Source organism: Christiangramia portivictoriae DSM 23547 (assembly GCF_000423045.1).
Lineage (GTDB): Bacteria > Bacteroidota > Bacteroidia > Flavobacteriales > Flavobacteriaceae > Christiangramia > Christiangramia portivictoriae.
Window position 1 is genome coordinate 25,414 of sequence record NZ_KE383972.1, and the last position, 26,358, is coordinate 51,771.

The window sequence follows — 26,358 nt, forward strand, 5'->3', positions numbered from 1 at the left end:
TTATACTTTAATTAGTTCATTAATGCTCCAGTAATCCAGTACACTTTTTAACTTATAAACATAGTCATCATACTTCAAGGGCTTGATGATATAACCCGCGATTCCAATATTAAAACATTCCAGTAGGTCCTTCCTGTTATTTGAAGTCGTTAAAATCACAGTAGGAATATATTTTAGCGTTTCGTCCTGTTTTAAGATACTAAGAAATTCGATACCATTCATTTTAGGCATATTCAAGTCCAGCAGAATGATCTCGGGTAAACGATCCTTTTGTTTCAAAAACTCCAATGCCTCTTCACCATCTCTGGCATTATGAACCACATGCTTTAATTCTACTGAATTCAGAGTGCGGTTGAGTTTCATCACCTCAATTTCATCATCTTCGATAAAAAGGATATTTAACTTACGTTTCATAGGGAATTAGTTTAGACAATCAAAGATGACATAATAGTTGAGTATTACGTCCTTAATTCGATTAAGCATGCGTTAGCTTCGCTCAACTACATTTAAGTGTAGACCAATAGACCTAATTCGAAAAAAGCCGGTCGAAATACCTATTCCACGCTGATTGTTATAGGAACGTCGTCAGCATACCTGTATAACGAAGATTACGGTTCCCCCGATTGCACCATTTTGATAATTAAATGTATGGAACTTGAAATTATGCTTGTTCCATCTTCTGATTACTGAAAAACGCTCTAAAGTTACATGTAATATAGAAAGATTTTTCTTACTCTATTTTTAGATTCATCAAATTTATCAATTGAAATGTATAATTATTTACTGTTTAACGACCTATTGCGTATATTTCAGTTTAAATCTAGGGCATGCGAAAAGTGCTGGTGATCCAGGAGGATCTTATAATTTTAAAGATTTTAGAAAGGCTTGTAACCGTGAATCATTTTGATTGCAAGGCTATTAGGTCTCTGGATGCTCTTACAATAGAAGATCAGCAAAGTGATTTTGAATTCATCATCACAGACATACTTTTCGAAGGGATCGCGCCTTTGGAGTTCGTCGCCCAGGTGCAGGAGATTATTCCACATAAAAATTTACTGGTAGTAACGAACATGGGTCAGGATAAGATTAAGAAGGAAATTTTCGCACTGAAGGATATTACAGGATTTTATGCCGTGCCCATAGATCTAGACGAAATTGAAGCTACAATCCAGGCCTACTCATGACCGAAGCAGGAGTCTTACTATTCATACAATGCGTGCTGGCGATCCTGGTGATCTACTGGATCTCCATTGCGATAACCATGGTATACAGGAAGAATCGTATGCGCGCTCTTGAGCGTATCGAACATACTTTTGCTGATATTGTTAGTCGTTATCTTTATAACAATGAAGATGATCCCTTACTTATAAGTGAGATCAATGATCGTCTTAAAGCCGTTGGAATTCGTAAGGGTAATCGAAATAACGTGCAATATCTTATTCGTTTAATGATTCGTACACAACGCACCATTCTGGGAGAGAATTACTACAAACTAAAAAAGTTGTATGCTCAAATTCCTCCTTACAACGCCTCTTTTACAAAGATTTCCAAATGGGGATGGTATTCCAGAGCTCGAGGGATTCGCGAGATATACGAAATGAATCAGTCCCAGTATATGAATGAGGTTTTTAAGTTTCAGAATAACAAAAACGTTTTTGTACGTAGGGAAGCACAGATTGCGATGGTTGTATTCATGGGATGGGAATCTCTGCGATTTCTGCCATACCTTAAACGGAATATAACCCTCTGGCAACAAATCAAGATCGTTGAGAAATTATACGACCTGTATCCTAAACCAGAAATGAAATGGTTAAAAAGAGCTTATAAGACCGATAAGCTCTTTGGTAAGAAATTGCTCATGCGTATCATAAGAAAATTTGAACTGCATACTGAAATTCCTTTTATTATGGAACATCTTGAACATCCAGATTATGAGGTCCGTGAAACGGCAATCTACTGTATCCAGACCTTTGCCTTGTCTACGGAAAGAATGGACTATATCAAGGATGTTTATGAAAGAGTAGCCAATCCTGTACAGCAGGCCCAGCTTTTAAACTATATATATGAAAATTCTGATATTGATGTGGACTTCTACCTAAGACAGCTTCATGGAGATAATGATGAACTTAAACTAAACGTCGCTGAAATTTTATGGAATAACGGGCATAAGGAGAAAGTCCAGGAATTCTATTACCAGCAATACCCTGAAAATTCAAATTTAAATGTTGAATAATATAGAGAAGTTTTTTAGCGGGGAATATGTTTTCCTGGCTACAAACTATTTTTTCTTTTTTTACGGGATCGCCCTTATGACGATGTATTTCGCCGGAGTGATTCTGGCTAGTCGTGCCATTAGCCGTAATAAAAAGAAATCCCGGTTCTTACAGGTAAACGATATCGTGAGTGCGACAGATATTCCTTCGGTATCCCTTATCGCACCGGCTTATAATGAAGGTCTGACTATTATCGAAAATGTAAAAAGTTTATTATCCATACAATATCCCTATTATGAATTGATCCTGGTGAACGATGGCAGCAAGGATGATTCCCTGGAAAAGCTAATTAAGGAATTCAAGCTGGAGAGGAGAGATGCAACCTTTATCACACAGCCAATTCCAACCGCCACGGTGAAATACGTTTACAAAAGCACGCTCTCTAAATACACTCACCTTACGGTACTTGATAAAAATAACGGAGGACGTGCAGATGCATTGAATGCGGGAATCAACTTCGCAACGTCTGAACTGGTGGTATGTACAGATGCCGATTGTATCATCGAGCAGGACGCATTGCTAAAAATGGTTCGACCTTACCTGGAAGAATATCATAGCGAAATCATCGCATGTGGTGGTGGTATTGGAATCGCGAACGACTCGGTCGTGAAAAATGGGGTGATGAAAGAGCTTCGACTGCCCAATAACCTGGTGCCTATGGTGCAGGTGGTGGAATACATTCGTGCATTCCTGCTGGGTAGAATGGCCTGGAGTGAAATTAACGGTCTCATGCTGGTCTCTGGAGCTTTCGGGATGTATCCAAGAAAACGGGTGATCGAGGTAAGCGGATTTGACGCTAAAACCGTTGGAGAGGATCTTGAGCTATGTATACGTCTAAGGCGTTTGATGGAAGAAAAAGAATTACCCTACAAGGTGGTATACTTGCCAGAAACCTTGTGCTGGACAGAGGGTCCGCCAGATTACGATATTTTGATCAAACAGCGAGACCGCTGGGCCCGGGGACTTTGGGAGACTTTGAAGATCCACAGGAAACTGTTCTTCAATCCCAAGTATCGGTATATGGGCTTTTTATATTATCCTTACTGGCTTTTCTTTGAATTTGGAGCGCCTATTGTAGAATTCCTGGGGATCATTTGTATCATCGCTTTTGCTTTCTTCGGAATGATCAACTGGACGATGGCAGTATTGTTATTTACGGCTGCATATATCGTTGGTTGTATCTTTTCTACTGCTGCGATATTTATGTATGTCAAGAACTTTAACCATTATAATAAACCGAAGCAGGTCATTGAACTGTTACTCGCCGCTTATCTTGAGCCGTTTTTATACCATCCCATACTCGTTTACGGACAAATGAAGGGTTATTACAAGAAAATCTTCCGCATTAAATCTGGATGGGGGACCATGACCAGAAAAGGCTTTAAGGTTTCAGATACTTAAAATCTGTAACGGTATCCCACATTCCCGATAAATTGATCACCTTGCCGGTTTGATGTAATATCTTCGAACAAGTAACCGCCACCCACCTGGAAGATATGATGTGGTCCAATAGTGAAGTTAACACCGAGATTGGAATAATAGGCTTCCAGAGACGGATTCTCCTGAACCTGGGTGAAGATAGTCGTTTCATCTGGAGAAATCCCTGTACCAAGTCTTGCAAAAAAGAAATTATCTGCATTATTGAGGTAATAGCGCACATTCAGCTGGTAGTTCTGCGTCAACTGCTCGTTAATCTCCGGTCCCAGGAATACTCTGGTATTGATATAAAATTTTCCTTTATACATGGTTAATCCCAGAATTCCGGAGTAATAATCCTCATCAGAAAAATGTAATAATCTTGCGCCGGTTTCCAGCTCAAAGATCGAAAATAGATTTACGAATAAAGAGGCGCTGGTTCGAAGATCTGGAAATAAGGTGCCGTCTGAAATCCCCAGGTTTACAAATGCATACACTTTATTGCTAAAAACAGGATAGGATTCCAGTTCGTAGAGAGTACTCTGGTCATCACCACGATCTGTATAATTTACCCGGGCGATCACCGCACTGCTGTTAAAATAATGCTGAAACTCCGGGCTAATAGTTTGCCAGTTTTCGCGATTGTATTCATCGCTAAAATGTATGTATTGATAATTAACCCCAATCTCATCTCTAATGGTTCTTTTTAGTATATTCTGAAGAACGTATCGCTTGTTCTGGTCCAGATCACGGTTGTTGAATAGGTCCAGCGCGATTTCCCTAGAAGCTTTTTTGTCTTTATTCTGAAGTAATAGTTCAGACTTCAGGATGAGCATGTTTGCACTTAGAGGTTGCGTTTTTTCCAGTTGTTCCAGGTATGCCAGTGCATCCTCAGGATCCTTCAATAGCTTGGTGTGTCGCAGGGTAAGTTCCCGAACTCCAGGGTAATCCTGGGCATTTTGCATCAGGAATTCAAGATCTGCCGTAGCCCGATCGATGCTGTCCAGTGCCCATAAATTGCGTACCCTGAGAATTCGTATATCATGATATTCCGGAGCTAGTTCCAGACCCCTGTTGGTATATTGCAGCGACTGTTGATATTGCTTTTCCTGGTAGAGTTCCAGTCCCTGGAAGTACAGGCTGTCTGTGTTCTTTTCGGTAATTTGCTGTGCAGCCAGTTTGAAAAAACTAAGGACTAAAAGCCAAAATAAAAGAGATCTTTTCATAAAATTGATTTGGGCAAAACCGGGGTCAAGATAAGCATATTAGCCGATTTGGAATGTAACTGAACTAAATTTGTAAAGACTACGTTTTAGATTCAGATCGTTATTACAGAAATATTTAATTAATTCAGAAGCTCCATGAAAATTCTGGTTCATATCATTACCCTGCTCGCATTTTCCAGTATTTTACAGGCGCAGTCTAAAGCCAGCATCCCTTACAAGGATGGTGTTCTGAGTTATACTACCTATGGAAAAGGTGACCCTGTGCTTATCATCAATGGTGGTCCCGGTATTGACAGCGCAGGTTTTGGGGAACTGGCACAAATACTTTCAGAAAACAACCGCAGCATCCTTTATGACCAGAGAGGCACTGGTGCTTCCAGACTTAATAGTGATGCCAGCATGACCATCGACCTCATGGTGGAGGATATTGAAATACTTCGAGAACACCTTGGGTACGAGAAGTGGTTTGTATTGGGACATTCCTTTGGAGGAATGCTCGCATATGCCTACGCCGCCAAATACCCACAAAGGATACGCGGAATGATCCAGTCACACTCGGGCGGTATAGATCTTCAACTAAGGAATTATCCTGGTCTACGCGATAGACTAAATAGATCACAGCGTGATGAACTAAATCGATTGGTGCAAAAAATCAGTTTTGGTGATACTTTGCAGGAAACCCGGTTCAAGCGAGCAAAACTAATGGCGATCGCTTATCTACATGATACCACCAGGACTTCAGAAGTTGCAGAAAGGCTTATGACCGTAGACCGCAACATCAATGCTCAGGTTTGGTCAGATTTTAATCTTATTCATTTTGATGTTTCCGAAGAAATGAAAAATTTTGAAAAACCAGTGTTAATCCTGAATGGGCTGGATGAAATCGTTCATAAGAATATAGCCATCCATGCAGATAACATTCTGCCAAATTCCAGGTTGGTCCTGATGGAAAACTGCGGTCATTACGGGTGGCTGGAAAGACCCGAAATTTATCTTAAAGAGGTTAAAGAATTTTTAAAGTCTGACTAGAGCTTACGGTGTTGCATTTATACTCTTAACTTAGTTCAAAAAAGATGATGATAGATAATATTCAGCATAAGATGCAACTACATAATGGCTACAAAATGCCGGGTCTTGGTCTCGGAGTTTATAAGGCCGATAATGGAGAGGAGATTAATAATGCCATCCAGGTTGCACTGCAAACAGGTTACAGATTGATCGATACTGCTACTTTTTATGGAAACGAAAAAGGTGTGGGAGAAGCGGTAAGGAAAAGCAATATTCCCAGAGAAGAGATCTTTATAGCATCCAAACTTTGGATAGACGACCAGGGAGCTGAAACTACAAGAGAGGCATTTGAAGAAACCCTGAATCGAATGGAACTGGAATATCTCGATCTCTATTTGATCCACTGGCCAAAACCTAGCAAATATCTGGAATCGTGGAAAATTTTACAGGAGCTTTATCGGGAAGGAAAGATCAAAGCCATTGGCGTATGCAACTGTATGATCCATCACCTTGAAAGTATCAGGGAGCTAGGCGGCGTTCAGCCCATGGTATTACAGAATGAATTTCATCCAAAACTCATACAACAGGACATTCTGGATTACTGCAAGGAGAACGGAATCCAGTATCAGGCCTGGTCACCGCTCATGCGAGGAGAAATACTCGATAATGAGCTTATAAAGGAAATAGCTGATAAATACGGGAAATCTGTAGCACAGATCGTTATTCGCTGGGATTTACAAAAAGGGGTGGCGACGATTCCTAAAAGTGTACATGAGAGCCGTATTAAGGAAAATGCCGATGTATTCGATTTTGAGCTTACGCAGGAAGAAGTGAATGAAATTGATGAGCTGGAGGATCATACCAGAACCGGTGCGCATCCAGATACGTTTATGGAGGAAATGGATCTCTAAACAATCTGCCGATTTTTAAATTTTATTTTGAATTCTCTACCAAACCAACTTATTTTTGCGAAGTGATCGAGATGTGGCGCAGTCTGGTAGCGTATACGCCTGGGGGGCGTGGGGTCGCAGGTTCAAATCCTGTCATCTCGACGAAATAGACCGGTAGCTTAATGCTGCCGGTTTTTTTATGCTTCGGAAGCATTCGGGAAAAGTGGAATAGCGCAATATTTATATATTTGCCGCAGTTTAAGATTTTATATTTCATTTTATCCAAATTCTGAATGCACCAGCTAACCATCATAGTTCCTTTATTCAATGAAGAAGAGAACCTGCTCAGGGTAGAGCAAAAACTGGGGGAGTACGCTGAAAATTCCAGCATACCTGTAAAAGTCCTTCTGGTAAATGATGGTTCTACAGATGATAGTTTGAGGATGGTGAAAGAGATCTGTGAAAGATCATCTCATTTTAATTACCTCTCTTTTACAAAAAATGCGGGCTTGAGCGCAGCGATAAAAGCAGGGATCGATCACGTAACTACCAGCCTTACTGGTTATATTGATTCAGATTTGCAAACAGATCCAGATGATTTCGAGGTATTGCTGAAGGAGATCGATAGTTATCAGCTGGTGAACGGTTATCGAAACCAACGCAAGGATTCCTTCAAAAAGAATCTATCATCGACCATAGCTAATAATGTTCGAAATCTATTTACCAGGGACGGAATGTATGATACCGGCTGTCCTTTAAAAGTCATGCATACAGATTATGCGCAGCGCATTCCGTTTTTCAAGGGACTGCACAGGTTTCTACCGGCGATGATCATGTTACAGGGAGGTAAAGTAATACAGATACCAATTCGTCATTATCCTAGAGTAGCTGGAACAGCAAAATTTGGTTTGCGTAACAGGTTGATCAAACCTTTGATAGATTGTTTTGGCTATTTATGGATGAAGCGTAATTATATCCATTACGAAGTGGGAGAAAAGCGTCTGGATTAGTTCACCTTCCGGACTTCCGAAGTTTTTTGGGACCATACCAGAGCCAAAAGCCAGTGATGGTAAATAGGAGCAAAGCGATGCCCATGCTTACAGAATAGATGAGTTTAAAGTAGCCACCAGTGTCCAGATAATCGTCTACAATGGAACCATCATGGATATTTTCAATCACGTCTGACCTTCTCTGGCCAATACTTAGCACATTGCCAGTAGCTCCATCCAGTTGAATTTCATAGATATGCTCTTTGAAGAGAAACTTTACGATGCCTTTTTCCTTTCGAATATCTATCCTGTCTATCTCAGTAGATAAACTGGAAGCAACAGAATCTCGTAATGTTTTGCGTGCGATTAGTTCAAGTTGAGCTACAGATTTCCATTGATTAAAGTTGGAAGTAGTACCGCTCGTTGTTTCCGGGAGGATAAATCCATTAGAATTTTTTTTGGCTCCCAGCAGTATTCCGGATGTTGATACCACAAAGAAGAAAATGAATAAGAACGCTCCCATACTGCGATGAATCTTTCTGAAAATTCTTAAAGTGCGGGCCTGCTTTATTCGAGATTTCTGTTTGTTCATAGGGAGCTTCAGCTTCCCACGAAAATAGGAAAATGTTTCATAAAACCATCATTTTCCTCAGTATTACCATTCTGTCCAAATACGGGTTCTTCCGAAGAAATTATAACAGGGAAGAAATGCAACACATCTAACTAGTTTCTGCTTTTAAATGCGGGCGCAAACTTTCGTCCAGGTTCTGTAAATCTTCGTTTGAACTGGAAATAAACAAGCGGACCAATTACCGGAAATAAAAGGACCATAAGAATGAGCAGCACCTGCATTGCAGCGGAATCAAAGCTGGTTTTTGAAATATCAACCAGGGCCCATATCCACAGCACTAGTACTAGAATACTTATTAAAATGACCATGATACTCCACATAACATTTATATTAAATCCAATTTTATATGCTTATCTGGTTCTAATATAAGAAGGCTGATTAATTTGACCAGTTAAATTGCTGCGGATCTTTCCTGAATTTTCTTAGATCCCTGCGGGAAAAATCCTGTGTAAAGACCTCCTCGGTCACCTCCATTATGTATTCTTTACCAGAATCGATGGTTCCGGTATAATTTTCAGTATAAAATACGGGCTTCAGGAATTTAAAGTTTGCTTCGTCATTTTTGAGCGCATTCTTGCGATTGCCTTCAAACTTCTCACTATAGATGTAATTAATGTAAAAATCAAGACGATACTTCTGGTTTCCGAAGCTCTGTGCATTTCCAAGATGCTGGCCTGGAAAGACTTTCTCTCCGGGAGCGACCTGCATTGCTTTAACACCCTGGTAGTTCGCATAGGTTCCATCTATATGCTCGATCATAATACTGTTTCGATGATCAGGAGAAAGACTATCCTTGGTAGCGTCACTTACTTCCACCACCACACCTTTTCTCATTGCATGTACGGAAAAACTTTCTCCTTTCGTTATAATGTAGGAGATCCAGTTGGTCACAGATGTGGACTGAGCAGTAATCGCATTCTGTTGGGTAGTTTCAACAATTCTGGCCGTTTGTGAAGGCTTTATTGGTAAAAGATATTTGAATGTGGTGTGTACTTCAGGATTCGGCACTCCACGTATGTAGGAAAACGTATACGAATAGCCAACTTCTTCTTCCCGGTTGATTGGACGCAATACAGTTAGATTGCCAAAATCATGATCCAGGATCTGCTGATAGTCGCCATGATTCGCATTTTTAAGGTCTGGAAATTCTAAATTCAGATAATAAGTTCCGGGTTTATTTTTGCGGTAAGTGAAGGAGATACTTTTGTCACCTCTGCGCTCGTGCATGATCTCGACATCCGGTAGCTGAGCATTTAAATTGGGCGCGTACAACATCAAACTTACTATTGTACTTAAAAACAGGTGTTTAAAGGTCATTAAAATATCAATTTTCTAGTGGCAGGATGATAAATGGTCGCAATTATAGAAGTCATTCGTTAAGAGGATGAAACTCATTCATTTTTTTTGTAAAGATGAGGCAATGTTGCCATGGTAAATTTTCAATATTCGTTACAAATTTAAAACCAGAAGCCTCGAATTCATTAATGGCTTGCTTTTCAGTCATTTTATGTATCCTTTTGATGGGAATCTCAGGATCTTCTGCTTTATACTCGATCAAATAAATTTTACCATCTGCAGTCAAGGCATCATGCATGGATTCGATCATTTCCTTCGGAAAATTAAATTCATGATAGACATCCACCAGCAAAATTTTGGATACCGAATTCGCTTTTAAGTTGATACTTTTTTCTGAACCCTGTACGGTTTGAATATTATCTACCTGTTGCTCCAGCTGTTTTTTTGATATCGCCTGAAGCATTTCCGGTTGTATGTCTATGGCATAAACAAAACCATCTTTAGCAAGTCTGGCCATCTTAAACACATGATAACCACTGCCCGCACCAACATCGGCAATTGTATCACCAGGCTGAATGTTCATGTTTTTGAGTAACTGACTCGTATTTTCTTCTTTTTCACGTTCAGATCTTTCCAGCCAGTTGATGCCCTGGTAGCCCATGACCTGTGCGATCTCTCTGCCCATATACCATTTTCCAATGCCGTTTGGGTCGCCGTTCTTAAAAGTATAGTTCTGCGTTTCCTTCGGTTTCTTTTCTGACTGTCCACATGCGGTCAGGGTCAAAGTAAATAAGAATATCAGGAAGAGATGGAAACGAGATGTCATTGGTTCTTTTTTCTAAAATAAGGATTTGAGAGCTATTGTGAAATTAAAATGTAGAAATGCCAGGCTATTGAAAATTTCAGGTAAGATAACCGTAATGTGCTAAATGATCCGGATCGTGGATCTCCCGAAGGTTTCCATGGTCCATCAACATAATCCTATCTGAAAGAGAAATTACATTGCGATAGTCATGATCTGTTATAATGATGCCTTTATGCTTCTTTCTATCCTGGATAAGTTGTGATATCACTTCTCTGCTGGTAGGACTGAGCCCATTAAAAGGTTCGTCCAGCAGTAGAAATCTGGATTCTGAGTAAAGTAGGAGCAAGACTTCCAAGGTTCTTTTCTGCCCCAAACTAAGATGACCAACGCGCTCACTTAATAGTGGACGTATTAAAGGTAAATCCAGAACAATTCTGCTACATCTTCTGCTAAGAAATAGTTTGATGGTATTCTTTACGTTGATACTCTGAATTAGAAAGCTGTCCTGAGGCAAATATTTAATATCACTAACAATTTTTGACTCTCTAAAAACCCGGTCATCTATTTTTAGAAACCGACTATCTGCATCCAAAGTGCCAAAAATGATCTTCAATAAGGTCGATTTTCCGCTTCCGTTTCTTCCCAGCAAACCAACCACTTCCCCGGTTGAACACTGCAGGTAAACATCATTTAGGATCTTATTTCCATCATATGTTTTCTGTACACTATCCAGTTGAAGTTTACTCAAGGAGCTGTGAGATTAAGATCATGAATATTGAAACAAAAAGGGTGCTAAGAAAAAGATGAAGTTTGGTAATCCCATTATTTAGATAAAAATATAATTCTTCAGGAGCTTTGATGCTATACACGCTAATATGAATCAAGAGGCTGCTAAGCATATAAAAGAACCCGAAATTTGAACTTTCCGCAGTTAATGCAGCTATTATAATGGAAATAGGTAAAGCAGTGAAGATGATATTTCTTTGAAAGAGCAAAAAGTTCAAAAAGATCCTCATAAAAAGCTTTTCAAATTAAATTATCGGTATTCCGGATTTTCAAAGTTCCAGCGTTCACCATCCTCCCAACCTTCAGCAGAATTTCCGAAGGCAGGATAACCTTGTTGATTTTTCAGGCTGGATGCTAAGTGCATGAGATTGTAGGTCATGAAAGTGGTATTCTTATTGGTGAAATTAGAATCAAAACCCGCTGGAGGGTCAAGTTTTTCTCCCTTCCATTTAGTATCGCCATAGCTGGGACCTGGGCCTACTTCGCCAATCCAACCAGCATCTGCCTGTGGTGGAATGCTAAAACCTACATGTTGCAGGGAGTACAGGATTCCCATCGCGCAGTGTTTGATCCCGTCCTCATTACCAGTAATGAGCGTGCCACCAACCTTGCCATAAAAAATGTACTGTCCCTTCTCATTTTGAACTCCGCTCATGCCGTACAATCTTTCAATAAGTTTCGTGGCAATAGACGATTTCTCGCCCAGCCAGATGGGAGTTCCAATAACTAGGATATCTGCGGCCATGATCTTGTCATAAATAGCCGGCCATTCATCATTCTCCCAGCCATGTTCTTTCATATCTGGATAGACACCGGTGGCAATATCATGATCGATGAACCTGATCTCTTCCACCTTTACCTTTTCGCGTTTCATGATCTCTGCGGAAAGTTCAATTAATTTTGAAGTATGACTTTCTGCTGGAGATCGCTTCAGGGTACAATTAATATAAATACAACTTAAATTATTGAAGTCTGGTTTTTCCATGGTCTGAGATTTATCATTTTAGTAAATAACTAAAAGTTCTGTGGTTTTGGATTGTTACCTGGATAACATGTCAAATACCGCTTGCTTTAAGCTGAATTTTTACGATACCTTCTATGTCTTTATTGGTGTATTTTGAGATGGAATCCTGATCTTTTAATACATGAATTTTCGCGATCTTATCCGGATCCAAATTTCTTACTTTAGAGCTATGTGCGGTCTCGCCATCAATTAGATACAGAATGTTCTCATTAGCCAGATAATCCTTATCGTTTACGGTATCCTGGTAAGATTTAGTTTTGATTATGAGAACACCATTTGATCCCTGCTTTCCAAATTTATCTTCGACATCTTCCTGATTTTTCTTTAGAACGGCATAAGAGGTTATTTCAAATCTTGAAATGCTGAGGGTGTCCAGAACCTCGGAGGTGAGCAGTTTTTCATTCAAAATGACGACCGGATGGCCGGTGATTTCATTCTTCTTAACCAGATCTGCGATGAGTTCATCCAGGTAATTCTCCTGTTGTTGCTTTTCTGAACTTTCCTGAGCATATAAACCAAGACTGAAAATAATCAATAAACTGGATACTATTTTTTTCATTATGTTCTTCATTTTTATAGTCGTAAGATATGATTTAGAAAGCAGAAAACACGGTTATATAAATACTACTTGTTTGAAACTGGTCTGATGATTAGTGCAATAGATCGGTTGCTGCAGATTCCACAATGCTGAATCTTTGATCCAGTTTATATTTTAAGAACAACATGATAAGTACAGAAATGACCATGGAAAGCGACATGAGTTTATACTGCTGCTGCAGTTCTCTCGCCGCATTTAACTTGATATCAGTAAGCACCTGCTCAAGCTCTTCTGGAGTGTGATTTCTGAATTTTACACCATCAATTCGTAAACGATCACTATTAATCGGGTCCCGGAGATCTTCCTTGAACTTTGGTTTCTGCGAATGCAGTAATGATCTATTATGCTCGTGTAAACTTTTTGGACCGCGTTCTACAGACATTGTAAGGAAATTTGGTAAAACATTCATTTTCAATGATCTTCAAGTTAAACAATTATTTGATATGGACCGAATCAAATTAATTCAATCGACCTGAACATATTTCACGGTTTCCATTAAAATCAATACAAAAAGTGATCAAATTTGATCATTCAGTAGAAATCATTTCAGAAATAGTGGAAATTTGAGAAATACAGAGCCTGTATGAAACCATTGCAAAACCAACGCAATTGGATGTTTACAAATCGTTGGAGATAGAGGCGCAGCAGGTTATTGAATGATATTTTATTTGAAGTATTTAAATAAAATTGATTCTGAAGACTTCTTACGATTTAGTCACGCTTATTCAGGATCTTTATAATTCTGTCATATACAATCTCGAAAATACTCCAGGTATAGCCATCAAAATTGGAGGTGTTTGCGAACAGGATCACTACCATGTCTTTATCTTTATGATACCGGGCAATACTCTGATACCCAGGAATCAAGCCAGTATGATCAAAAACATATATAGAAGAATATATTTCTGTTTCTTTTTTAGTAAGTAAGTCACCTGTATTCAAAGCCTTGATAAATACGCCCACATCCTGCGCGGTAGCAATCATCGAATTGTAATTGGTTAACTTAATATCCTCTTCAACCCCAACGTAATACCCGCTCATTAATTGATCCTGGTCAATATCATCCAGACTGAAATAGGTGTTTTCAAGCTTTAAAGGTTTCAGTATTCTTTCCTGGATTACTTTTTCTTTCGAGTTCCTGGTCACTTTCTCCATCAAAAGACCCAGGAGAAAATAATTGGAGTTTGAATAAGCATAATCTGATCCTGGTTTGAAATCAGCCGGTTTATCCAGGAAAAGGTCCAGGGTTTGCTCGCTATTTTGCGGAGGATACATCCAGAAATCAGTAGTATTAGTGAAATTTGGAATACCACTACGGTGCTGTACAAGCATTCTTATGGTAATATTTTCAGCATTTTCTATGCGTCCTTTCAACTCGGGGAAATAGTAAAGCAAGGTTTTATCCAGAGTTATAAGATCTTCAGCTACCAGTTTTGTAATCGCCACCGCATCATACAGTTTACCAATACTCGCAATTTTAAAATAAGCTTCGGGATAGGCTTTTATCATACGGTCCCGGTCATGCCATCCTGCAGCATATAATTCTACCGCTTGATCTCCCTGCTGAATATATAAAATGCTTCCGTCTAAACCATGCTCGATGCTCTCATGCAATTGTTCCTGCACGGTATCTGGCAAAGGCAGTATCCAGGCCCAGATTAAAATCCATGGTACAAAAAAAAGCGATATCACAGTACCAGCTAAAAGTATGCTGCGAATAATAATCTTACTTTTTGTAGCAGGCATTTGATGCGTTATCTTTTAATGTTCTTGCAAAGATAACTTAAAACGACTTTTGGAATTGACCGAATGAAATTTCAAGTTTTCAAGTGTTTACTTCTATTCGTATTATTCACTTTATTTTGCCGACTTCCTTGCTTCCAGTAGTTTTTCAATTTCTGGCAGATCTTTGTAGTAGTTATCTAAGCTCCAATTCATTTGAAAGGACTGCTGCAAATAAGTTTCCATAGTGGGTAAACCAACTTCTGCGCGTAATTCGTCAACATTCTCTGGATCCTGGAGAGGCTGTACATATTTCTTACCAGTTTTAGAATCGATGAAGATCTGACTACCATAAATTTGTTTCTTTCCTTCACGTAGAGCCATTCGATCTTTTAAAAGAGCCAGGTTCGCTGGGAATGTTTTGTTGTCCTGCACCGCTTTTTCAATTACCGGAAGATATTTTTGCTGAGTTTGAAAATCGGCATGCTGGATCACCAGGAATATGGTCTGGTTGCCCTGCATGTTCAGATCTTCTGGCCAGCCGTCCTGAAGTATAATTTCAACCTTTTTCAGATTTAATGAGTCCTGCATTTTCATTTGCTGAGCCAGTTCCTTCACTTCATCTGAATTCATTTTCCCATCCTGCTGAAGCTGAATTAGCTTAAATCGAATTTCCTGGTCGGTTTTCCAGACAGAGTCCAGTTGTGATTGAATGCTTTGTGACTGATTCTGCGAACTGGCGATACTGCCTACTAACAGCATGGCAAGGCTTACGATAATTTTGATCATGAATGATAATTTTGATGGTATACTAGTACAACGATCAGGATAAGGAATTGTTACAGACTTTTTTCCGAAAATTTCACCTTGCATAGTTAGTTCAGTCATAACTGTCTAAATTGTAGAGTTTAAGTATATAAATACTTTAAATCCGTATTTCTGAAAAACCTAAAATCAAAACTCATTTAGCGGAAATATCGGTATAACGGTTTACTCTACATTAATTAGTTATCGTTTAAATGGCCGAATGAATACATTATTACGGTTTTAAGTACAAAACTTACGATCCTACGGTATCGGAAATTTGATCAGTACAATATAAAAATTGTGTTATTGAAAACTACACAGCAAACGTCGCATGAAACAAGTATCGGTTTATGCCAGCTACATCGAGATATTTTCTAAATTTTTCATAAGCAAAGATACTTTCAATTTATCTTATAGTCCAGAGGAAGAAGTTCTGAAATTCGTTTTTCAGACATGATTCCCTTCAGTAGAATCGCTTCCGGGGGCGAAGGATTACCAAATAGATCTATGGTAAATGAATGTTTTGCAACAATGGCAGACTGCTCTATCTTATCGTAGAGAATGCTCAACTCATCTGCAAGTAAACTTATTCTTCGATTTTTTCCTTCTTCGGTAATATCGAAAAATTTATAGGTTGGCACCTGGAAACGTTTATGATAGATCGCGAAATTGTTTTCATCCAGCTTGCGTTTATAAAGTGAGCGCATAAAATGTAGAGAGGATCCGTAATAGCTGCGATCCCTGTTTCGTAGCACCTTTCTGCTTGTTTTTTTCTGTAGTGGTTGAAAGTAGGCTGAACCTGCAAAGTAGGTGGAATAGGGCAGTAGCAACCCCTTATTCATTAAAAACCCAATTCAAAGTCGGCAAGCTGGTACCTTATGGCATAGCCCAGATAATTGTTGTGGATGATTATTGGCTCATTTGCAGTAGCGATCATCGTTTTTTTAGACGGCGAATATCTAAGCTTTATCACGTCTTCATTCACGATCTTACAGTCATACATGGCATAGTTCCTTCCCAGAAACTCTTTTTTAAAATGCTGAAGTTTTCGCATCCTGCTCCAGGGATCGGTTTCAAGATACACTGTTTCCAGCTCTTCACGTTTTATGGGTAGATAAAAGGCTGAATTTGATCCAAGCTTTTTTATTTCTGAAGGATCAAAGGCAAGCGTTTCATAACCAAGGGAGGTAATAATAAGTGCTGAATTATTATCCTGATAAGAAATTTTGAAATCTCCATCCTGGCCAGAAGATACTCCAATACTGGTGCCATCAAAATAGATGGATGCACCTGTGATCGCAGTAGAATCTTCAGCGCTAAGCACGGTTCCGGAGATGGTATTCTGAGAATGTACTGTACCGGCAGTTAGCATTAAGACATAAAAAGCATTTAAGAATTTACTTCGGAAGAAAAATTTGACCATATGAACTCGTTATAACGCTCTAATATAAAATAATAAAACCATTAAAATAAAAAGCCATCCGATAACGGATGGCTTGATCATGGTATTTACAAAATTCTTACTGTACCAGGTGTTCAAACTTTTTATATTCATACTGAATGATCTCAGGTTCGGCATCAATAAAATCCTGAGCAGCCGATTCATAATCATCATTAGATTCCAACACAATTCCATTTCTCTGGTTTTTATAGGTGGAAAATAATTTGACCTCAAACCATACTTTTTGCAGTATTTCCATTTCATCATCACTTACCAGGCTAGAACCGCTTAAAATATCATTCATTCTCTTTTCTGCGATCTTATTCACCTGATCTACTGCTGTTACATCTGTAGGCATATTACGCAATGCACCAACCACCACAAGATTTTTTCCGTAATGTATTTTATCTACATACTGGTCTCCATATTTAAGTGCAAATAATTCAGGGTTTTCAAGCCTTTCAGCATCAATAGCCAGCTTTTCGTCTCTGCTAACGTCTATTAGTCCTGCCCGCCCTTCAGATTCTTTATATCCAACGATTAAAACCTGATCTTCGGTATAAGGGTACTGTTCGATAATAGACTGATACATCTCAAAATTTACCGCATGCTGCACAGCAAACTTGGAGTGGCTTGGGTTCATTTCTGCATACTTTCTGTAAGCGATGACATCATCTTTAGGGTCTGCATCGAATTGCCAGATTGGACTATGGTTAAAAGATGTTCCTGTAGCTAAGTAGCCGTTTTGAGGATCATCGAAAGGATTGGCCTTTGGAGCGTGGTTACTTGTTAGAATACCCGAACCAAAATCATCCTGACCATGGAATTCCTCTTCGAGAATCACTTCCGAATTTTCGATGATCTTTAGGGTTTTTGTACCTGTTTCCAGGTCATAGGTAGTAATGCTTTTATCCACGCCATTCGAACTTACAAATTCAATGGAAGTGACCTCTCCATTGGTATAAGTATGTGTTGAAGTTCCCCGTTCGCTGTAGACGATTTTTTCTGAAACCAAACCATTTTCATACGCCGTTTCGAACCATACATCGCCCTCGGGAGTATAGTATTTAGACCATAGCGGTCGGTTTTGTTCATCTCTTCTCACCTCCATATATAATTCCCGGTCCTGATAGAAGTTATATACCTTCGCCGATTTGATGAATCCATTTTCATGGTAGGTAACTTCATGTATAGGCAGACCTTCTGCCTCTACATGTTTTGCTTCTTTGATCCAGCCGTTGTCATACTGACTCAGAATTTTTAAATAATCGTCAGATTTGATAGAATAATCGATTGATGGAGCACTGTCATCTGAAGTGCAGGAGGAAAATAGAACTGCCATTGCTAAAAGCAGAGACAGGCAAAATTTGTGATGCATTGTAGTAGTTTTTTGATTTGCCTCAAATGTAAAAAATCCAGTGATATCTGCAAACCTTAGCATACACAGACAGTTACGCCTTAGTAATTATTTCTGAATACGTAATTGGTGTTAAGAAGTTAATCTTTTGATATACTAACCCTTAGGTTTAAAATTTCGAAAATTAATAGGTTGCCTAAGTTTTCAAATTAATTTATTGATTTGCGTCAAAAAACTCAATCTCGATCAGGTAATAATGCGGAATATTGAAAGTTGTACCGAATAATTCCGGAGCAATTTCAGATTGTGCAACCCGACAATAAGAACCAGAGCCATCAGGATTTCTGTTGGGAGTGATGATGGCCATTAAATGAAATGGTTTATTGATATCTTCTTCAAGCTTTTTTTTACTTCCGAAGAAATCTTTGGCGACATACCTGCCATTGTCATTGGTAAGTGCAAAGTGAGATTGCTTGCTGCCAAATTGTTGACCCCTTAGCCAGATCTTAAGATCACCCTGATCGATTTTGCTAATCAATTTAAAAGAAGTGCTGCTGGAGTCGATCTTAAACATTTTGTTTCCACGTTCGTCAAAAAGACTGCTGGTTTCGATCAATTTTCCATCCAGAAATTCTTTCATTCGTAAAACATAGTAACGTCCTTTAATAGACTCGCCATCGAAAGTAAATTCATATTTGTTTATATTCTCAAAGTCATATAGCAGTTGCATTTCCTCGGTCTTTGCCCCACTGTTCAGCGTTACATCGATCATGGCGGTTTCAGCCGTAATCTGTTTTCCCTCGATTGTCAAATTCTCGATAGTTTCTGTTTGTGCCTGAAGAATTAGCGGAAATAGCAATAAAGCAAGAATCACATTTTTCATAGAATGCTTTTTAAATGGTACTAGTTATTTGACAACAAAGAAGGAATCTGAGAATTTTATCAACTGAAAATAGCTAAAATGAAGCTGTCGTTTTAGATCAATGCAGATTTTCCTGAAGTTTTAAGATCAATTTCTGAGCTCTTATTTTTAAGGAATCAAGTTCAGATGTTTTTCCGGAAACCACAAATTTGATATTATCCACTTCTGTAGTGTTTAAACGGAGTTTTCGATTTATTTCGAAAATAAGATCAATTTCTGTGTCTGGAGAATTATTTATAAAAATGCTGTCGAGCGAACTCCACTCGAATTCTGTTAATTCCTTGAATTTCTTGGTCTGGAATTTAAGTTCTGTAACCGCATATGGTTTTTTTAGATCGGATTTCTGTTCCTGGGCATGCATGCTGCTCACAGTGAAAAATAACATGATAAGAACTACAAATTTAGTTTTCATTGTTGATTGTTTAGAATTAGGAGGTCTTTTAACTATAGCAGTTGAATACTTCAGTTAGGTTAAATATATGTAATTACCAGGTGATTATACATTAAATCTATAAAACTTTCCGAAGAGTTCATTAAAAACAACATCGTCCTGTATAAGATTTTCTTCAGTAAGAATGCAAATTGAAGCTTCGGCAATTTTGCTACTTACGGCCTCTTATAAAAAGTCAATTATTGCAACTTTCTGTTGAATCGCACTAACATGCATTGCGCGTAATAAGCCCGCTTAAACAAAAGTTGAATAGTAATCGTTTAGTAAATCTTTTAAATCAATCAATTCAGATTTTGCAATGAATTCCAATAATGGGTAAAATCCTGTAATAAGTTTTAGTTGGCTACTATTTCCCTTTTATATCCAAAGCTAAGTCTTCCAGCTTATCATCTATTCCTTTTGATAGCAATCCACCATCAAAACTAGCATTGGACAGTACGGCGATTCCAAAATCAGACTCTGGAAAGATCATAAGCCAATTCTGCATTCCCCAAATTCCGCCGTGATGACGATAACATACTTCATCTTCAATTTCAACGATATTCCAATGGTATCCAATATCAAAATCATAAGGAGTTGAGAAAAAGTTCTTATGAGATTCTCGAACTTCAGGGATGGAATCGTTCAAGTGATATCTTATATATTTAATTAAGTCTCTTGTGTTTGAGTGAAGTCCGGCGATCCCGCCCCAAAGATTGTTTTGATAATGTTCCTGCGGTTCCTTCTCTCCATTGTAACCCTGTATTAAGAGAGTTTGGTCGTTTGGATTGAGGACAAACCTGGTATTTGTCATTTCGTTTGGCATTAAGATATATTGCTCGATAAGTTTTTGGTAGGGAATTCCATAAGTTTTTTCAAGAATGTATGCAGTAATTTCAGGCGCAGGATTCGAATAATGAAATTCTGTTCCAGGTTTCGAAGTAATTTCTATTTGATGCAATCCATTCCAGAATGCTTTCTTGCTTTCATCCGCCGGTGGGAAATTTGGAAAACCACCTGTGTGAGTGATCAGATCTTTAATGGTAATTCATTCTCCATCGTATTGAAGGTTGGGATATTCTTCCGGCAAATATTTACGAATATCATCATCAAGCGATATTTTACCATCTAGAACTGCCTTTGCAACCATGGTACCGGTAAAAGTTTTGGTTACTGAAGCCAGTTCATAGAGTGTAGAGTCGGTTGGAGGATTGTTGCTGCCTGGGTTTTGTTCTCCAAAATGAAAGGTTGATTCTTTTCCATTATAGTAAATAGCGATGGAAACAGAATGAATCCGGTCATCATCTAAAAAGTGGGTAGCAAATTGTTCGACTATTTCCTCTGGACCTGTATTCCGGGAAGGTCTATAGCGATTGCAACTAAATACTGAAAAAACAACAAATCCAAGGAGTATAGTTTTCAGGATGCTTCTCATGGTTAGTTTTTATTCCATTTTTTGTGCTAACAACAGTTTGAAATTTTCAATCAATGAATTCCTATGACTTATAAGTGCTCATCAATTCTTGATTTACAAGATATAGAATTCCGTAAATATGTTGTTTTCAATTTTATAGAATAGTAGTTCTTCAAGAAACCTCTTTTGGTTTAACCGTGATTATTTAAATCATGCCTTAAACTGAGCGAGATTTTAGGAAAGTACAGTTAATTATTTTCTTACTAACGGTGCCGTATATTGGCGATTAACCGTCTTAAGTTTAATTTTTTTAAATTTTGATAGTTAATCAGAAAGAACCAAAGAGAGGAATAAGATTAAACGAACCGTGGGAACTCGTAATTCCGTCAACAATGATAATCCCCTCTCTTTACTACTTGAATTTCGTTTAGTTCTGTGAGACCTGGATCTCGTTTTTAAGTCGATGAAAACCAAAGTAGCTGTTCTTTCCAATCATTCTCTTATGGATAAAATTAAACATTTTTGTGGAGTGGACATTAGTAAATCATTCTTTGATGTAGTAGATCAAGATGGAAAGCATGATCAATTCTCTAATGATGTAAAAGGCTTTAAAGGCCTACTGAAGTTCATTTAAAGAGACAGCCTGGTAGTTATGGAAGCCACTGGCTACTATCACTACAGATTAGCTCAGTATTTATATGAGAAAGGTATAACGGTGTCGGTTGTGAATCCACTTTCGGTGAAGCGCTTTATTCAGATGAAACTCTCCAAGATCAAGACCGATAAGAGCGATGCTAAGGCGATCTGTGAATATGCACAGGCTACAAAAGTTCCATTGTATACGGCCAGGAATGCTGTTCAGGCGGAATGTCTGCAGCTGCTCAGTCTTCAGGATCTTTATTTGAAACAACGCACTGCGGTGAAGAATAAGATACAGGGAGAGAAAGCTCTTGGTACACCTTCAAAGACTGTAAGTCGCTCCCTTGTGCGTATGTTGGAGCAACTGGAGAAGGAACTGGCTCAGCTAGAAACAAAGCTGGAATCCTTAGTCAGAACAACCCAGGAAGAGCAACTGGAGCAATTGACTAGTATTCCGGGAGTGGGAAAGAAAACGGCGATGCTCCTAATAGTTCTCACAAATGGATTCAGCAGTTTTGAGAATGCTAGACAGCTATGTTGTTTTACCGGACTTACTCCAACGATCAGACAGTCAGGAACCAGTGTAAGGGGACGTAGCCGGATAAGTAAGGTAGGCAATCGAAAGCTTCGGAATCTACTATTCATGTGCAGCTTTACTGCTTGTAGAAACAACAAGGCCTTCAGGGAAATTTATGAGCGCATAGTCGAGAAAGGTAAGAGTAAGAAACTGGCACTAATAGCGGTTTGTAATAAGCTCCTGAAGCAGGCATTTGCCATCGCCAAATCAGGAAGCTTTTACCAGGAAAATTATATGCAGAAATTAGCTTCAAAGAACTTGGATTTTACCTTAGTTCTTTGTTGTGCTTTGTTTTTCGTAGTATTTTTATTTCTTTATTTGAAATACCGAAATTGAGTCAGAGTTATATATATGAATTGATAGATCATTTGATATATGTCTCCACCTGTTGAATCCTTTAAAAATGCCTTTTTCTCTCCATTTATTTTTATGGTAAAATAAAAGTTCTATCTCATTTTCATAATCATTTTCAATATCCCTAACAATTTTCTTCCCTCTAAATATAACAGTCCTTTTTTCATTAGGTGCAAGTGTGTCAATTTCTGATTTAGCATTTCTTCCAATTATTTTAATATTAGCGATTCCTTCAGAAGTTCGATTCTGAATCTCTACTAACATTTTATTATTTCTATATTCGAAATTACTTCTCAAATGTTTACCGATAAAAAAGCAGAATATTAATGTTAATATTTTTATACTTGACTGTTTAATCCCATATATAAATCCAAAAATATAGAAATTATATAGGAGCAAGAATAATAAACTTAGGATAATTAATGGAAGAATTATATATATGAAAGTGTAACCAATAAGCAATCCATTTTTAATGATCTCCAATCCAAAATAAGCGATTATTAGTATCAAGGAAATAAATAAGAGCGAGTAAAAAGTCCAATGTAAAATAGTTATAAATTTCTTCATCTATTTTTTTTTGAAAAATAAAGCACAACGGTCTCGGCTATCGCCAGTTGCGGGAGTTGGGACGCGGAGTTGTCGGCTTTGTATTTTGTTGTTTATCAAGATAATTATTTTCTTACTAACGCTACCGCTTATTGGCGATTAACCGTTGTTGTTGCAAGTTTTATTTCACGGATATTTTTTGATCTCTTTTATAAACTATGATTTTACCTTGATTTTTAGTCATCAATGAGAAAATTCCATTGTTATCATAATTTATACCTTCAATGTAGGCACAGGAGGAAATCCCATTTTCACCTATTATTTTTAAAAAGAAATTTTTATTGGAAAGCTTCTCTCCATTACAGTCTTTAGTTATTTCATATTTGTCGGCAGATATCGATCCATTTTCATCAGATCTTTTTACAGTGCCGTCTTTGAAAAAAATGATTCTGTCTTCAGCACTATTTTCTAGATGCCAAGACCCGATAATTTGATTCTCTAATTCATCTTTTGTTTGATAATCTTGTGCGCAAGCAGTGTGGGTAATAAATAACAATAGAACTGCAAGTTTGAGATATTTCATAAGTAATTTAGAATTAAATAAATGAATAAATTTTATTGTTCAGATTAATTGGAGCCTGGTTTTTAAATTTTGTAATAGGAATACCACTAATAAAATTTGCTACAACGGTTACGGTTATCGCCAGTTGGCGGAGTAATGGACGCGGATTTGTCGGCTTAGTATTGGTTTGTTGGTTAAGATAATTATTTTAGTTTCTAAAGTGCCGCTTATTGGCGATTAACCGTTGTTGGCTATAGTTATTTGTAACTTTTTCTAATTAGAATTTATAACCTAAACCAATTTGAATTCCAAGTTCTGTCAATTTTTGATGGTTATTCGATTTCTCAAATGGGATTAAAGAATGTTTTTTAAAGTTCGGATTGATAAATATCGTGAAATCTTGAATACCATATTGTCCACCAATACCGAAAACGTAACAAATTCCGTCCTGAGAGTCAATACTATTTTGAGTGATTTGAAAATCTATCAGAGCGCCACCATTGATGAAAAAGTATTTCCACATTGTATAATTAACCATTAGCGGAACTGAAACTAATTCAAAGTTTTCATCTCTAACCTCTCTGGTTACACCAGTGAATGCTGGTTTAATCAATATCGTAGAATTGTGGTAATTAACACCCGTTTCAAGAGCAATATTTTCGTTTAAATGCTTCAAGTATTTTATTCCGAATTCGGATAGATCCTTAATTTCTGAACTTCCAGATCCAACTAGAATTTCATTTCGTAAAAACTCGCTATTAGAAGCTCCGTAGTAAATTCTTAATTCATTTTGCGCTTGACCGAAGGAGTCTAGAGAAAGGATTAGTAGTGAACAGATTAATAGATATTTATTGATCATCTAAACGGTGTTAATTCTTTGTTGCGTTAAGTTATTGAACTCAGGATCTCGTTAAATAATTATAGCCAACGGTTTGCGATTATCGCAAGTTGCGGGAGTAGGGATGCGGACTTGTCGGCTTAATCATTTTCTTTCTTGGTTTCTAAAATTACACTTTTTCTACAATACCCGGAATTTGAGATGAATCGCTGTTAGCCACTGGCATTTATGATATTCCTAATGTTTCTAGATGTTTTACGTTATGATATCTTAAACAAGCCTTTATACATTCTTTTAATTCTAATTCTAGAATTTTTTGATCTAAATGAAATATAATTGCTCTATTTCCTTCATATTGAAACTTTTTGCCGAAAACTAAGCGAAATGTATCAACTAATCGACTTGTGCATTGAAAGTATAACCCATATTGGTTAGGTCTTTTTTCTTTCCAATCCATTCTTAAGGTGCTTCCAACATTAGTCACAAAACTAGGTTCACTCCATTTCACTGTTATATCTAAATTTGATACTCCTGGAGTTTCATAAGCCGTTTCTATAACTAAATCTCGTAAGTAATTCATCTTTTCTTTAACAACATCAGGATATGAATTGAAAATTGCTTCTACCTTAGGATTTATATTAGTAGTTAATTTATTCATCTGATAATTTCTAAGAAGAACATAAAGATTTTATTTACTCAAGCAGAAAATTAATGTTTTTCAAATTAACTTTTTACTCAATTATAAGATTTTAAATTCTTAAGTTTTTGTCTCGTTTTCTTCTTTACTGAAATTTTTGTGATGCTTATGGCTAACGGTCTCGGTTATCGCCAGTTGGCGGAGTAAGGAACGCGTATTTGTCGGCTTAGTATTGGTTTGTTGGTTTAGATAATTATTTTAGTTTCTAAAGTGCCGCTTATTGGCGATTAACCGTTATTAGCTCCTGTATTTTTTGTTCGAATTAGTAATCCTGGACGAGAACTTCTGTCGGAATATGTAGAGTAGTATTTAATTTTCTTACCATTTCCAGAGTTAGTTTTCTCTTCTTACTCAAAATTTCGCTCACTCTACTTTTGAATCCAAAAATTTCTGCAAGATCTTTTTGTTTCATACCCATTTGTTCCATTCTAAATTTTATGGCTTCTATGGGATCCGGCATTCCAATTGGGAAATTCTCATTTTCATAATTGTCAATGAGAATTGCTAAGATTTCCAATTCATCTCCTTCATCAGTTCCTCTTTTTGCATCAAATATCTCATCAATTCTTTGAAGAGCATTCTGATAGTCTTCTTCGTTTCTAATCGGTTTAATTCTCATTTTATTAAATATTGTTAGCGTCTATTTTATCATATTCTGCGTGAGTTCCAACAAATCTTATGTAACAGATCTGATATTCAAAGTTGAATTTTACAATTAATCTATAAGAGTTCCCCTTAATGTTGAAAACGATTCTATTTTCCTGCTAAATGCTTGCGCTTGGATAATCTTTTTTAAGATCATTTATATTATTCCAATTTGTTTTTTCAGTTTCTCGGTACCAAAATTTTAATTGTTGTTCACTGTCAGCGTGTTTTAACCAAAAATCACGTAAAGTTCGTTTCGCAATAATTCTCACATCAAATTATTTTAAAACAAAGATAAATTAAAATTCCCAAATTGGTAACTAAAATCATGTAAAAATATTGGTGCTAACGGTTCGCGGTTATCGCAAGTTGCGGGAGTAGGGACGCGGACTTGTCGGCTTAGTTGTTTTCATAATTGGTCTCTAAAATTACAATTTTTCCCCGATACCCGGAATTTGAGATGAA

The 26,358-nt window shown here is 37.6% G+C and carries 28 protein-coding genes, 1 tRNA gene and 3 pseudogenes; 8 read left to right on the plus strand and 24 right to left on the minus strand.

Annotated elements, in window-relative coordinates:
- Complete coding sequence (locus G529_RS0112560) at positions 1 to 414, minus strand: response regulator (protein ID WP_026915864.1); 414 nt, start codon at positions 412 to 414, stop codon at positions 1 to 3.
- Between the two features lie 413 nt (positions 415 to 827).
- Between G529_RS0112560 and G529_RS0112565 the strand changes: the two genes are divergently transcribed.
- Genes G529_RS0112565 through G529_RS0112575 form a run of 3 tightly spaced genes read left to right on the plus strand, consistent with a single transcriptional unit; the run spans position 828 to position 3,674 of the window.
- Positions 828 to 1,184 carry a DNA-binding transcriptional response regulator gene (locus G529_RS0112565; RefSeq protein WP_026915865.1) on the plus strand — a complete coding sequence of 119 codons (357 nt, stop codon included), beginning with the start codon at positions 828 to 830 and terminating at the stop codon, positions 1,182 to 1,184.
- On the plus strand, positions 1,181 to 2,233 hold the full coding sequence (locus G529_RS0112570) for a HEAT repeat domain-containing protein (protein ID WP_026915866.1): 1,053 nt from the start codon (positions 1,181 to 1,183) through the stop codon (positions 2,231 to 2,233). Before G529_RS0112565 ends, G529_RS0112570 begins: the two co-directional genes overlap by 4 nt.
- Complete coding sequence (locus tag G529_RS0112575) at positions 2,223 to 3,674, plus strand: glycosyltransferase family 2 protein (RefSeq protein ID WP_051201445.1); 1,452 nt, start codon at positions 2,223 to 2,225, stop codon at positions 3,672 to 3,674. The genes G529_RS0112570 and G529_RS0112575 overlap by 11 nt, the downstream gene beginning before the upstream one ends.
- On the opposite strand, the gene G529_RS0112580 is transcribed toward G529_RS0112575, so the two are convergent.
- Positions 3,671 to 4,915: a YaiO family outer membrane beta-barrel protein gene (locus tag G529_RS0112580; RefSeq protein ID WP_026915868.1), complete on the minus strand. Its 1,245-nt coding sequence runs from the start codon at positions 4,913 to 4,915 to the stop codon at positions 3,671 to 3,673. The two genes, G529_RS0112575 and G529_RS0112580, sit on opposite strands and share 4 nt — an antisense overlap.
- A gap of 135 nt (positions 4,916 to 5,050) precedes the next feature.
- On the opposite strand from G529_RS0112580, the gene G529_RS0112585 reads away from it, so the two are divergent.
- The 4 genes from G529_RS0112585 to G529_RS0112600 all read left to right on the plus strand — a co-directional run bounded on the left by G529_RS0112585 (position 5,051) and on the right by G529_RS0112600 (position 7,823).
- Positions 5,051 to 5,944 (plus strand): alpha/beta fold hydrolase, encoded by an 894-nt coding sequence (locus tag G529_RS0112585; protein ID WP_026915869.1) that lies wholly within the window; start codon positions 5,051 to 5,053, stop codon positions 5,942 to 5,944.
- Positions 5,945 to 5,988: 44 nt separating this feature from the next.
- On the plus strand, positions 5,989 to 6,834 hold the full coding sequence (locus tag G529_RS0112590) for an aldo/keto reductase (RefSeq protein ID WP_279324115.1): 846 nt from the start codon (positions 5,989 to 5,991) through the stop codon (positions 6,832 to 6,834).
- A gap of 67 nt (positions 6,835 to 6,901) precedes the next feature.
- Positions 6,902 to 6,975: transfer RNA gene (locus G529_RS0112595), tRNA-Pro, on the plus strand.
- A gap of 131 nt (positions 6,976 to 7,106) precedes the next feature.
- Positions 7,107 to 7,823 carry a glycosyltransferase gene (locus tag G529_RS0112600; RefSeq protein WP_026915871.1) on the plus strand — a complete coding sequence of 239 codons (717 nt, stop codon included), beginning with the start codon at positions 7,107 to 7,109 and terminating at the stop codon, positions 7,821 to 7,823.
- 1 nt (position 7,824) lies between these two features.
- Here G529_RS0112600 and G529_RS0112605 read toward each other — a convergent pair whose 3' ends face one another.
- The 16 genes and pseudogenes from G529_RS0112605 to G529_RS16740 form a co-directional block, all read right to left on the minus strand.
- Positions 7,825 to 8,394, minus strand: a complete 570-nt coding sequence (locus G529_RS0112605) for a PepSY domain-containing protein (RefSeq protein ID WP_026915872.1) — start codon at positions 8,392 to 8,394, stop codon at positions 7,825 to 7,827.
- Between the two features lie 131 nt (positions 8,395 to 8,525).
- Positions 8,526 to 8,753 (minus strand): PLDc N-terminal domain-containing protein, encoded by a 228-nt coding sequence (locus G529_RS16860; protein WP_035696114.1) that lies wholly within the window; start codon positions 8,751 to 8,753, stop codon positions 8,526 to 8,528.
- A gap of 58 nt (positions 8,754 to 8,811) precedes the next feature.
- Complete coding sequence (locus G529_RS0112620; protein WP_084509788.1) at positions 8,812 to 9,750, minus strand: M23 family metallopeptidase; 939 nt, start codon at positions 9,748 to 9,750, stop codon at positions 8,812 to 8,814.
- 52 nt (positions 9,751 to 9,802) lie between these two features.
- On the minus strand, positions 9,803 to 10,555 hold the full coding sequence (locus G529_RS0112625; protein WP_026915875.1) for a class I SAM-dependent methyltransferase: 753 nt from the start codon (positions 10,553 to 10,555) through the stop codon (positions 9,803 to 9,805).
- Between the two features lie 76 nt (positions 10,556 to 10,631).
- The gene (locus G529_RS0112630; RefSeq protein ID WP_026915876.1) at positions 10,632 to 11,282 is read right to left on the minus strand and encodes an ATP-binding cassette domain-containing protein; all 651 of its coding nucleotides are present in this window, start codon (positions 11,280 to 11,282) and stop codon (positions 10,632 to 10,634) included.
- Positions 11,283 to 11,570: 288 nt separating this feature from the next.
- Positions 11,571 to 12,305 carry a flavodoxin family protein gene (locus G529_RS0112640; RefSeq protein ID WP_026915878.1) on the minus strand — a complete coding sequence of 245 codons (735 nt, stop codon included), beginning with the start codon at positions 12,303 to 12,305 and terminating at the stop codon, positions 11,571 to 11,573.
- A gap of 70 nt (positions 12,306 to 12,375) precedes the next feature.
- A complete protein-coding gene (locus tag G529_RS0112645) occupies positions 12,376 to 12,903 on the minus strand; it encodes a hypothetical protein (RefSeq protein ID WP_157514651.1) in 528 nt (175 codons plus the stop codon).
- A gap of 91 nt (positions 12,904 to 12,994) precedes the next feature.
- Positions 12,995 to 13,324 carry a hypothetical protein gene (locus G529_RS0112650; protein ID WP_026915880.1) on the minus strand — a complete coding sequence of 110 codons (330 nt, stop codon included), beginning with the start codon at positions 13,322 to 13,324 and terminating at the stop codon, positions 12,995 to 12,997.
- Positions 13,325 to 13,653: 329 nt separating this feature from the next.
- Positions 13,654 to 14,688, minus strand: a complete 1,035-nt coding sequence (locus tag G529_RS0112655) for a serine hydrolase domain-containing protein (RefSeq protein WP_026915881.1) — start codon at positions 14,686 to 14,688, stop codon at positions 13,654 to 13,656.
- A gap of 111 nt (positions 14,689 to 14,799) precedes the next feature.
- Positions 14,800 to 15,453: a DUF6624 domain-containing protein gene (locus G529_RS15900; RefSeq protein ID WP_157514653.1), complete on the minus strand. Its 654-nt coding sequence runs from the start codon at positions 15,451 to 15,453 to the stop codon at positions 14,800 to 14,802.
- A 419-nt stretch (positions 15,454 to 15,872) separates the two neighbouring features.
- Positions 15,873 to 16,313, minus strand: a complete 441-nt coding sequence (locus G529_RS0112665) for a hypothetical protein (RefSeq protein ID WP_026915882.1) — start codon at positions 16,311 to 16,313, stop codon at positions 15,873 to 15,875.
- Entirely contained in the window at positions 16,313 to 16,894 is a 582-nt protein-coding gene (locus G529_RS0112670) for a carboxypeptidase-like regulatory domain-containing protein (RefSeq protein WP_026915883.1), read from the minus strand. Before G529_RS0112670 ends, G529_RS0112665 begins: the two co-directional genes overlap by 1 nt.
- 97 nt (positions 16,895 to 16,991) lie before the next feature.
- Positions 16,992 to 18,290, minus strand: a complete 1,299-nt coding sequence (locus G529_RS0112675) for a hypothetical protein (protein WP_157514655.1) — start codon at positions 18,288 to 18,290, stop codon at positions 16,992 to 16,994.
- 193 nt (positions 18,291 to 18,483) lie between these two features.
- Positions 18,484 to 19,152: a hypothetical protein gene (locus G529_RS15905; protein ID WP_051201448.1), complete on the minus strand. Its 669-nt coding sequence runs from the start codon at positions 19,150 to 19,152 to the stop codon at positions 18,484 to 18,486.
- A 97-nt stretch (positions 19,153 to 19,249) separates the two neighbouring features.
- On the minus strand, positions 19,250 to 19,603 hold the full coding sequence (locus G529_RS0112685; RefSeq protein ID WP_157514657.1) for a hypothetical protein: 354 nt from the start codon (positions 19,601 to 19,603) through the stop codon (positions 19,250 to 19,252).
- A gap of 385 nt (positions 19,604 to 19,988) precedes the next feature.
- Positions 19,989 to 21,056: pseudogene (locus G529_RS16740) on the minus strand (serine hydrolase domain-containing protein).
- Positions 21,057 to 21,537: 481 nt separating this feature from the next.
- On the opposite strand from G529_RS16740, the pseudogene G529_RS15915 reads away from it, so the two are divergent.
- Positions 21,538 to 22,497: pseudogene (locus G529_RS15915) on the plus strand (IS110 family transposase); the annotation flags it as partial.
- Between the two features lie 60 nt (positions 22,498 to 22,557).
- On the opposite strand, the gene G529_RS0112700 reads toward G529_RS15915, so the two are convergent.
- From G529_RS0112700 to G529_RS16435, 6 genes and pseudogenes are all read right to left on the minus strand, one after another.
- Positions 22,558 to 23,172, minus strand: coding sequence for a hypothetical protein (locus tag G529_RS0112700; protein WP_026915886.1), 615 nt, complete (start codon positions 23,170 to 23,172; stop codon positions 22,558 to 22,560).
- Between the two features lie 160 nt (positions 23,173 to 23,332).
- Positions 23,333 to 23,734, minus strand: coding sequence for a hypothetical protein (locus G529_RS0112705; RefSeq protein WP_026915887.1), 402 nt, complete (start codon positions 23,732 to 23,734; stop codon positions 23,333 to 23,335).
- Positions 23,735 to 23,990: 256 nt separating this feature from the next.
- Positions 23,991 to 24,572: an outer membrane beta-barrel protein gene (locus G529_RS0112710; protein WP_026915888.1), complete on the minus strand. Its 582-nt coding sequence runs from the start codon at positions 24,570 to 24,572 to the stop codon at positions 23,991 to 23,993.
- A 205-nt stretch (positions 24,573 to 24,777) separates the two neighbouring features.
- A complete protein-coding gene (locus G529_RS0112715) occupies positions 24,778 to 25,209 on the minus strand; it encodes a DUF1801 domain-containing protein (RefSeq protein ID WP_026915889.1) in 432 nt (143 codons plus the stop codon).
- 301 nt (positions 25,210 to 25,510) lie between these two features.
- Positions 25,511 to 25,867, minus strand: a complete 357-nt coding sequence (locus tag G529_RS0112720) for a helix-turn-helix domain-containing protein (RefSeq protein ID WP_026915890.1) — start codon at positions 25,865 to 25,867, stop codon at positions 25,511 to 25,513.
- A gap of 4 nt (positions 25,868 to 25,871) precedes the next feature.
- Positions 25,872 to 26,165, minus strand: a pseudogene (locus tag G529_RS16435) (type II toxin-antitoxin system HigB family toxin).
- Between the last annotated feature and the right edge of the window lie 193 nt (positions 26,166 to 26,358).

Excerpts from the sequence above, each read along its gene's own strand:
- G529_RS0112705 (WP_026915887.1), bottom strand. The coding sequence starts at position 23,734 with ATGAAATATCTCAAACTTGCAGTTCTATTGTTATTTATTACCCACACT.
- G529_RS0112655 (WP_026915881.1), bottom strand. The coding sequence starts at position 14,688 with ATGCCTGCTACAAAAAGTAAGATTATTATTCGCAGCATACTTTTAGCT.
- G529_RS15900 (WP_157514653.1), bottom strand. The coding sequence starts at position 15,453 with ATGATCAAAATTATCGTAAGCCTTGCCATGCTGTTAGTAGGCAGTATC.
- G529_RS0112685 (WP_157514657.1), bottom strand. The coding sequence starts at position 19,603 with ATGAAAACTAAATTTGTAGTTCTTATCATGTTATTTTTCACTGTGAGC.
- G529_RS0112565 (WP_026915865.1), top strand. The coding sequence starts at position 828 with ATGCGAAAAGTGCTGGTGATCCAGGAGGATCTTATAATTTTAAAGATT.
- G529_RS15905 (WP_051201448.1), bottom strand. The coding sequence starts at position 19,152 with ATGAAAAATGTGATTCTTGCTTTATTGCTATTTCCGCTAATTCTTCAG.
- G529_RS0112645 (WP_157514651.1), bottom strand. The coding sequence starts at position 12,903 with ATGAAAAAAATAGTATCCAGTTTATTGATTATTTTCAGTCTTGGTTTA.
- G529_RS0112570 (WP_026915866.1), top strand. The coding sequence starts at position 1,181 with ATGACCGAAGCAGGAGTCTTACTATTCATACAATGCGTGCTGGCGATC.
- G529_RS0112580 (WP_026915868.1), bottom strand. The coding sequence starts at position 4,915 with ATGAAAAGATCTCTTTTATTTTGGCTTTTAGTCCTTAGTTTTTTCAAA.
- G529_RS16860 (WP_035696114.1), bottom strand. The coding sequence starts at position 8,753 with ATGTGGAGTATCATGGTCATTTTAATAAGTATTCTAGTACTAGTGCTG.
- G529_RS0112585 (WP_026915869.1), top strand. The coding sequence starts at position 5,051 with ATGAAAATTCTGGTTCATATCATTACCCTGCTCGCATTTTCCAGTATT.
- G529_RS0112640 (WP_026915878.1), bottom strand. The coding sequence starts at position 12,305 with ATGGAAAAACCAGACTTCAATAATTTAAGTTGTATTTATATTAATTGT.
- G529_RS0112670 (WP_026915883.1), bottom strand. The coding sequence starts at position 16,894 with ATGGTCAAATTTTTCTTCCGAAGTAAATTCTTAAATGCTTTTTATGTC.
- G529_RS0112715 (WP_026915889.1), bottom strand. The coding sequence starts at position 25,209 with ATGAATAAATTAACTACTAATATAAATCCTAAGGTAGAAGCAATTTTC.
- G529_RS0112625 (WP_026915875.1), bottom strand. The coding sequence starts at position 10,555 with ATGACATCTCGTTTCCATCTCTTCCTGATATTCTTATTTACTTTGACC.
- G529_RS0112620 (WP_084509788.1), bottom strand. The coding sequence starts at position 9,750 with ATGACCTTTAAACACCTGTTTTTAAGTACAATAGTAAGTTTGATGTTG.
- G529_RS0112710 (WP_026915888.1), bottom strand. The coding sequence starts at position 24,572 with ATGATCAATAAATATCTATTAATCTGTTCACTACTAATCCTTTCTCTA.
- G529_RS0112700 (WP_026915886.1), bottom strand. The coding sequence starts at position 23,172 with ATGAAGAAATTTATAACTATTTTACATTGGACTTTTTACTCGCTCTTA.
- G529_RS0112575 (WP_051201445.1), top strand. The coding sequence starts at position 2,223 with ATGTTGAATAATATAGAGAAGTTTTTTAGCGGGGAATATGTTTTCCTG.
- G529_RS0112560 (WP_026915864.1), bottom strand. The coding sequence starts at position 414 with ATGAAACGTAAGTTAAATATCCTTTTTATCGAAGATGATGAAATTGAG.
- G529_RS0112720 (WP_026915890.1), bottom strand. The coding sequence starts at position 25,867 with ATGAGAATTAAACCGATTAGAAACGAAGAAGACTATCAGAATGCTCTT.
- G529_RS0112605 (WP_026915872.1), bottom strand. The coding sequence starts at position 8,394 with ATGAACAAACAGAAATCTCGAATAAAGCAGGCCCGCACTTTAAGAATT.
- G529_RS0112600 (WP_026915871.1), top strand. The coding sequence starts at position 7,107 with ATGCACCAGCTAACCATCATAGTTCCTTTATTCAATGAAGAAGAGAAC.
- G529_RS0112590 (WP_279324115.1), top strand. The coding sequence starts at position 5,989 with ATGATGATAGATAATATTCAGCATAAGATGCAACTACATAATGGCTAC.
- G529_RS0112675 (WP_157514655.1), bottom strand. The coding sequence starts at position 18,290 with ATGCATCACAAATTTTGCCTGTCTCTGCTTTTAGCAATGGCAGTTCTA.
- G529_RS0112650 (WP_026915880.1), bottom strand. The coding sequence starts at position 13,324 with ATGTCTGTAGAACGCGGTCCAAAAAGTTTACACGAGCATAATAGATCA.
- G529_RS0112665 (WP_026915882.1), bottom strand. The coding sequence starts at position 16,313 with ATGAATAAGGGGTTGCTACTGCCCTATTCCACCTACTTTGCAGGTTCA.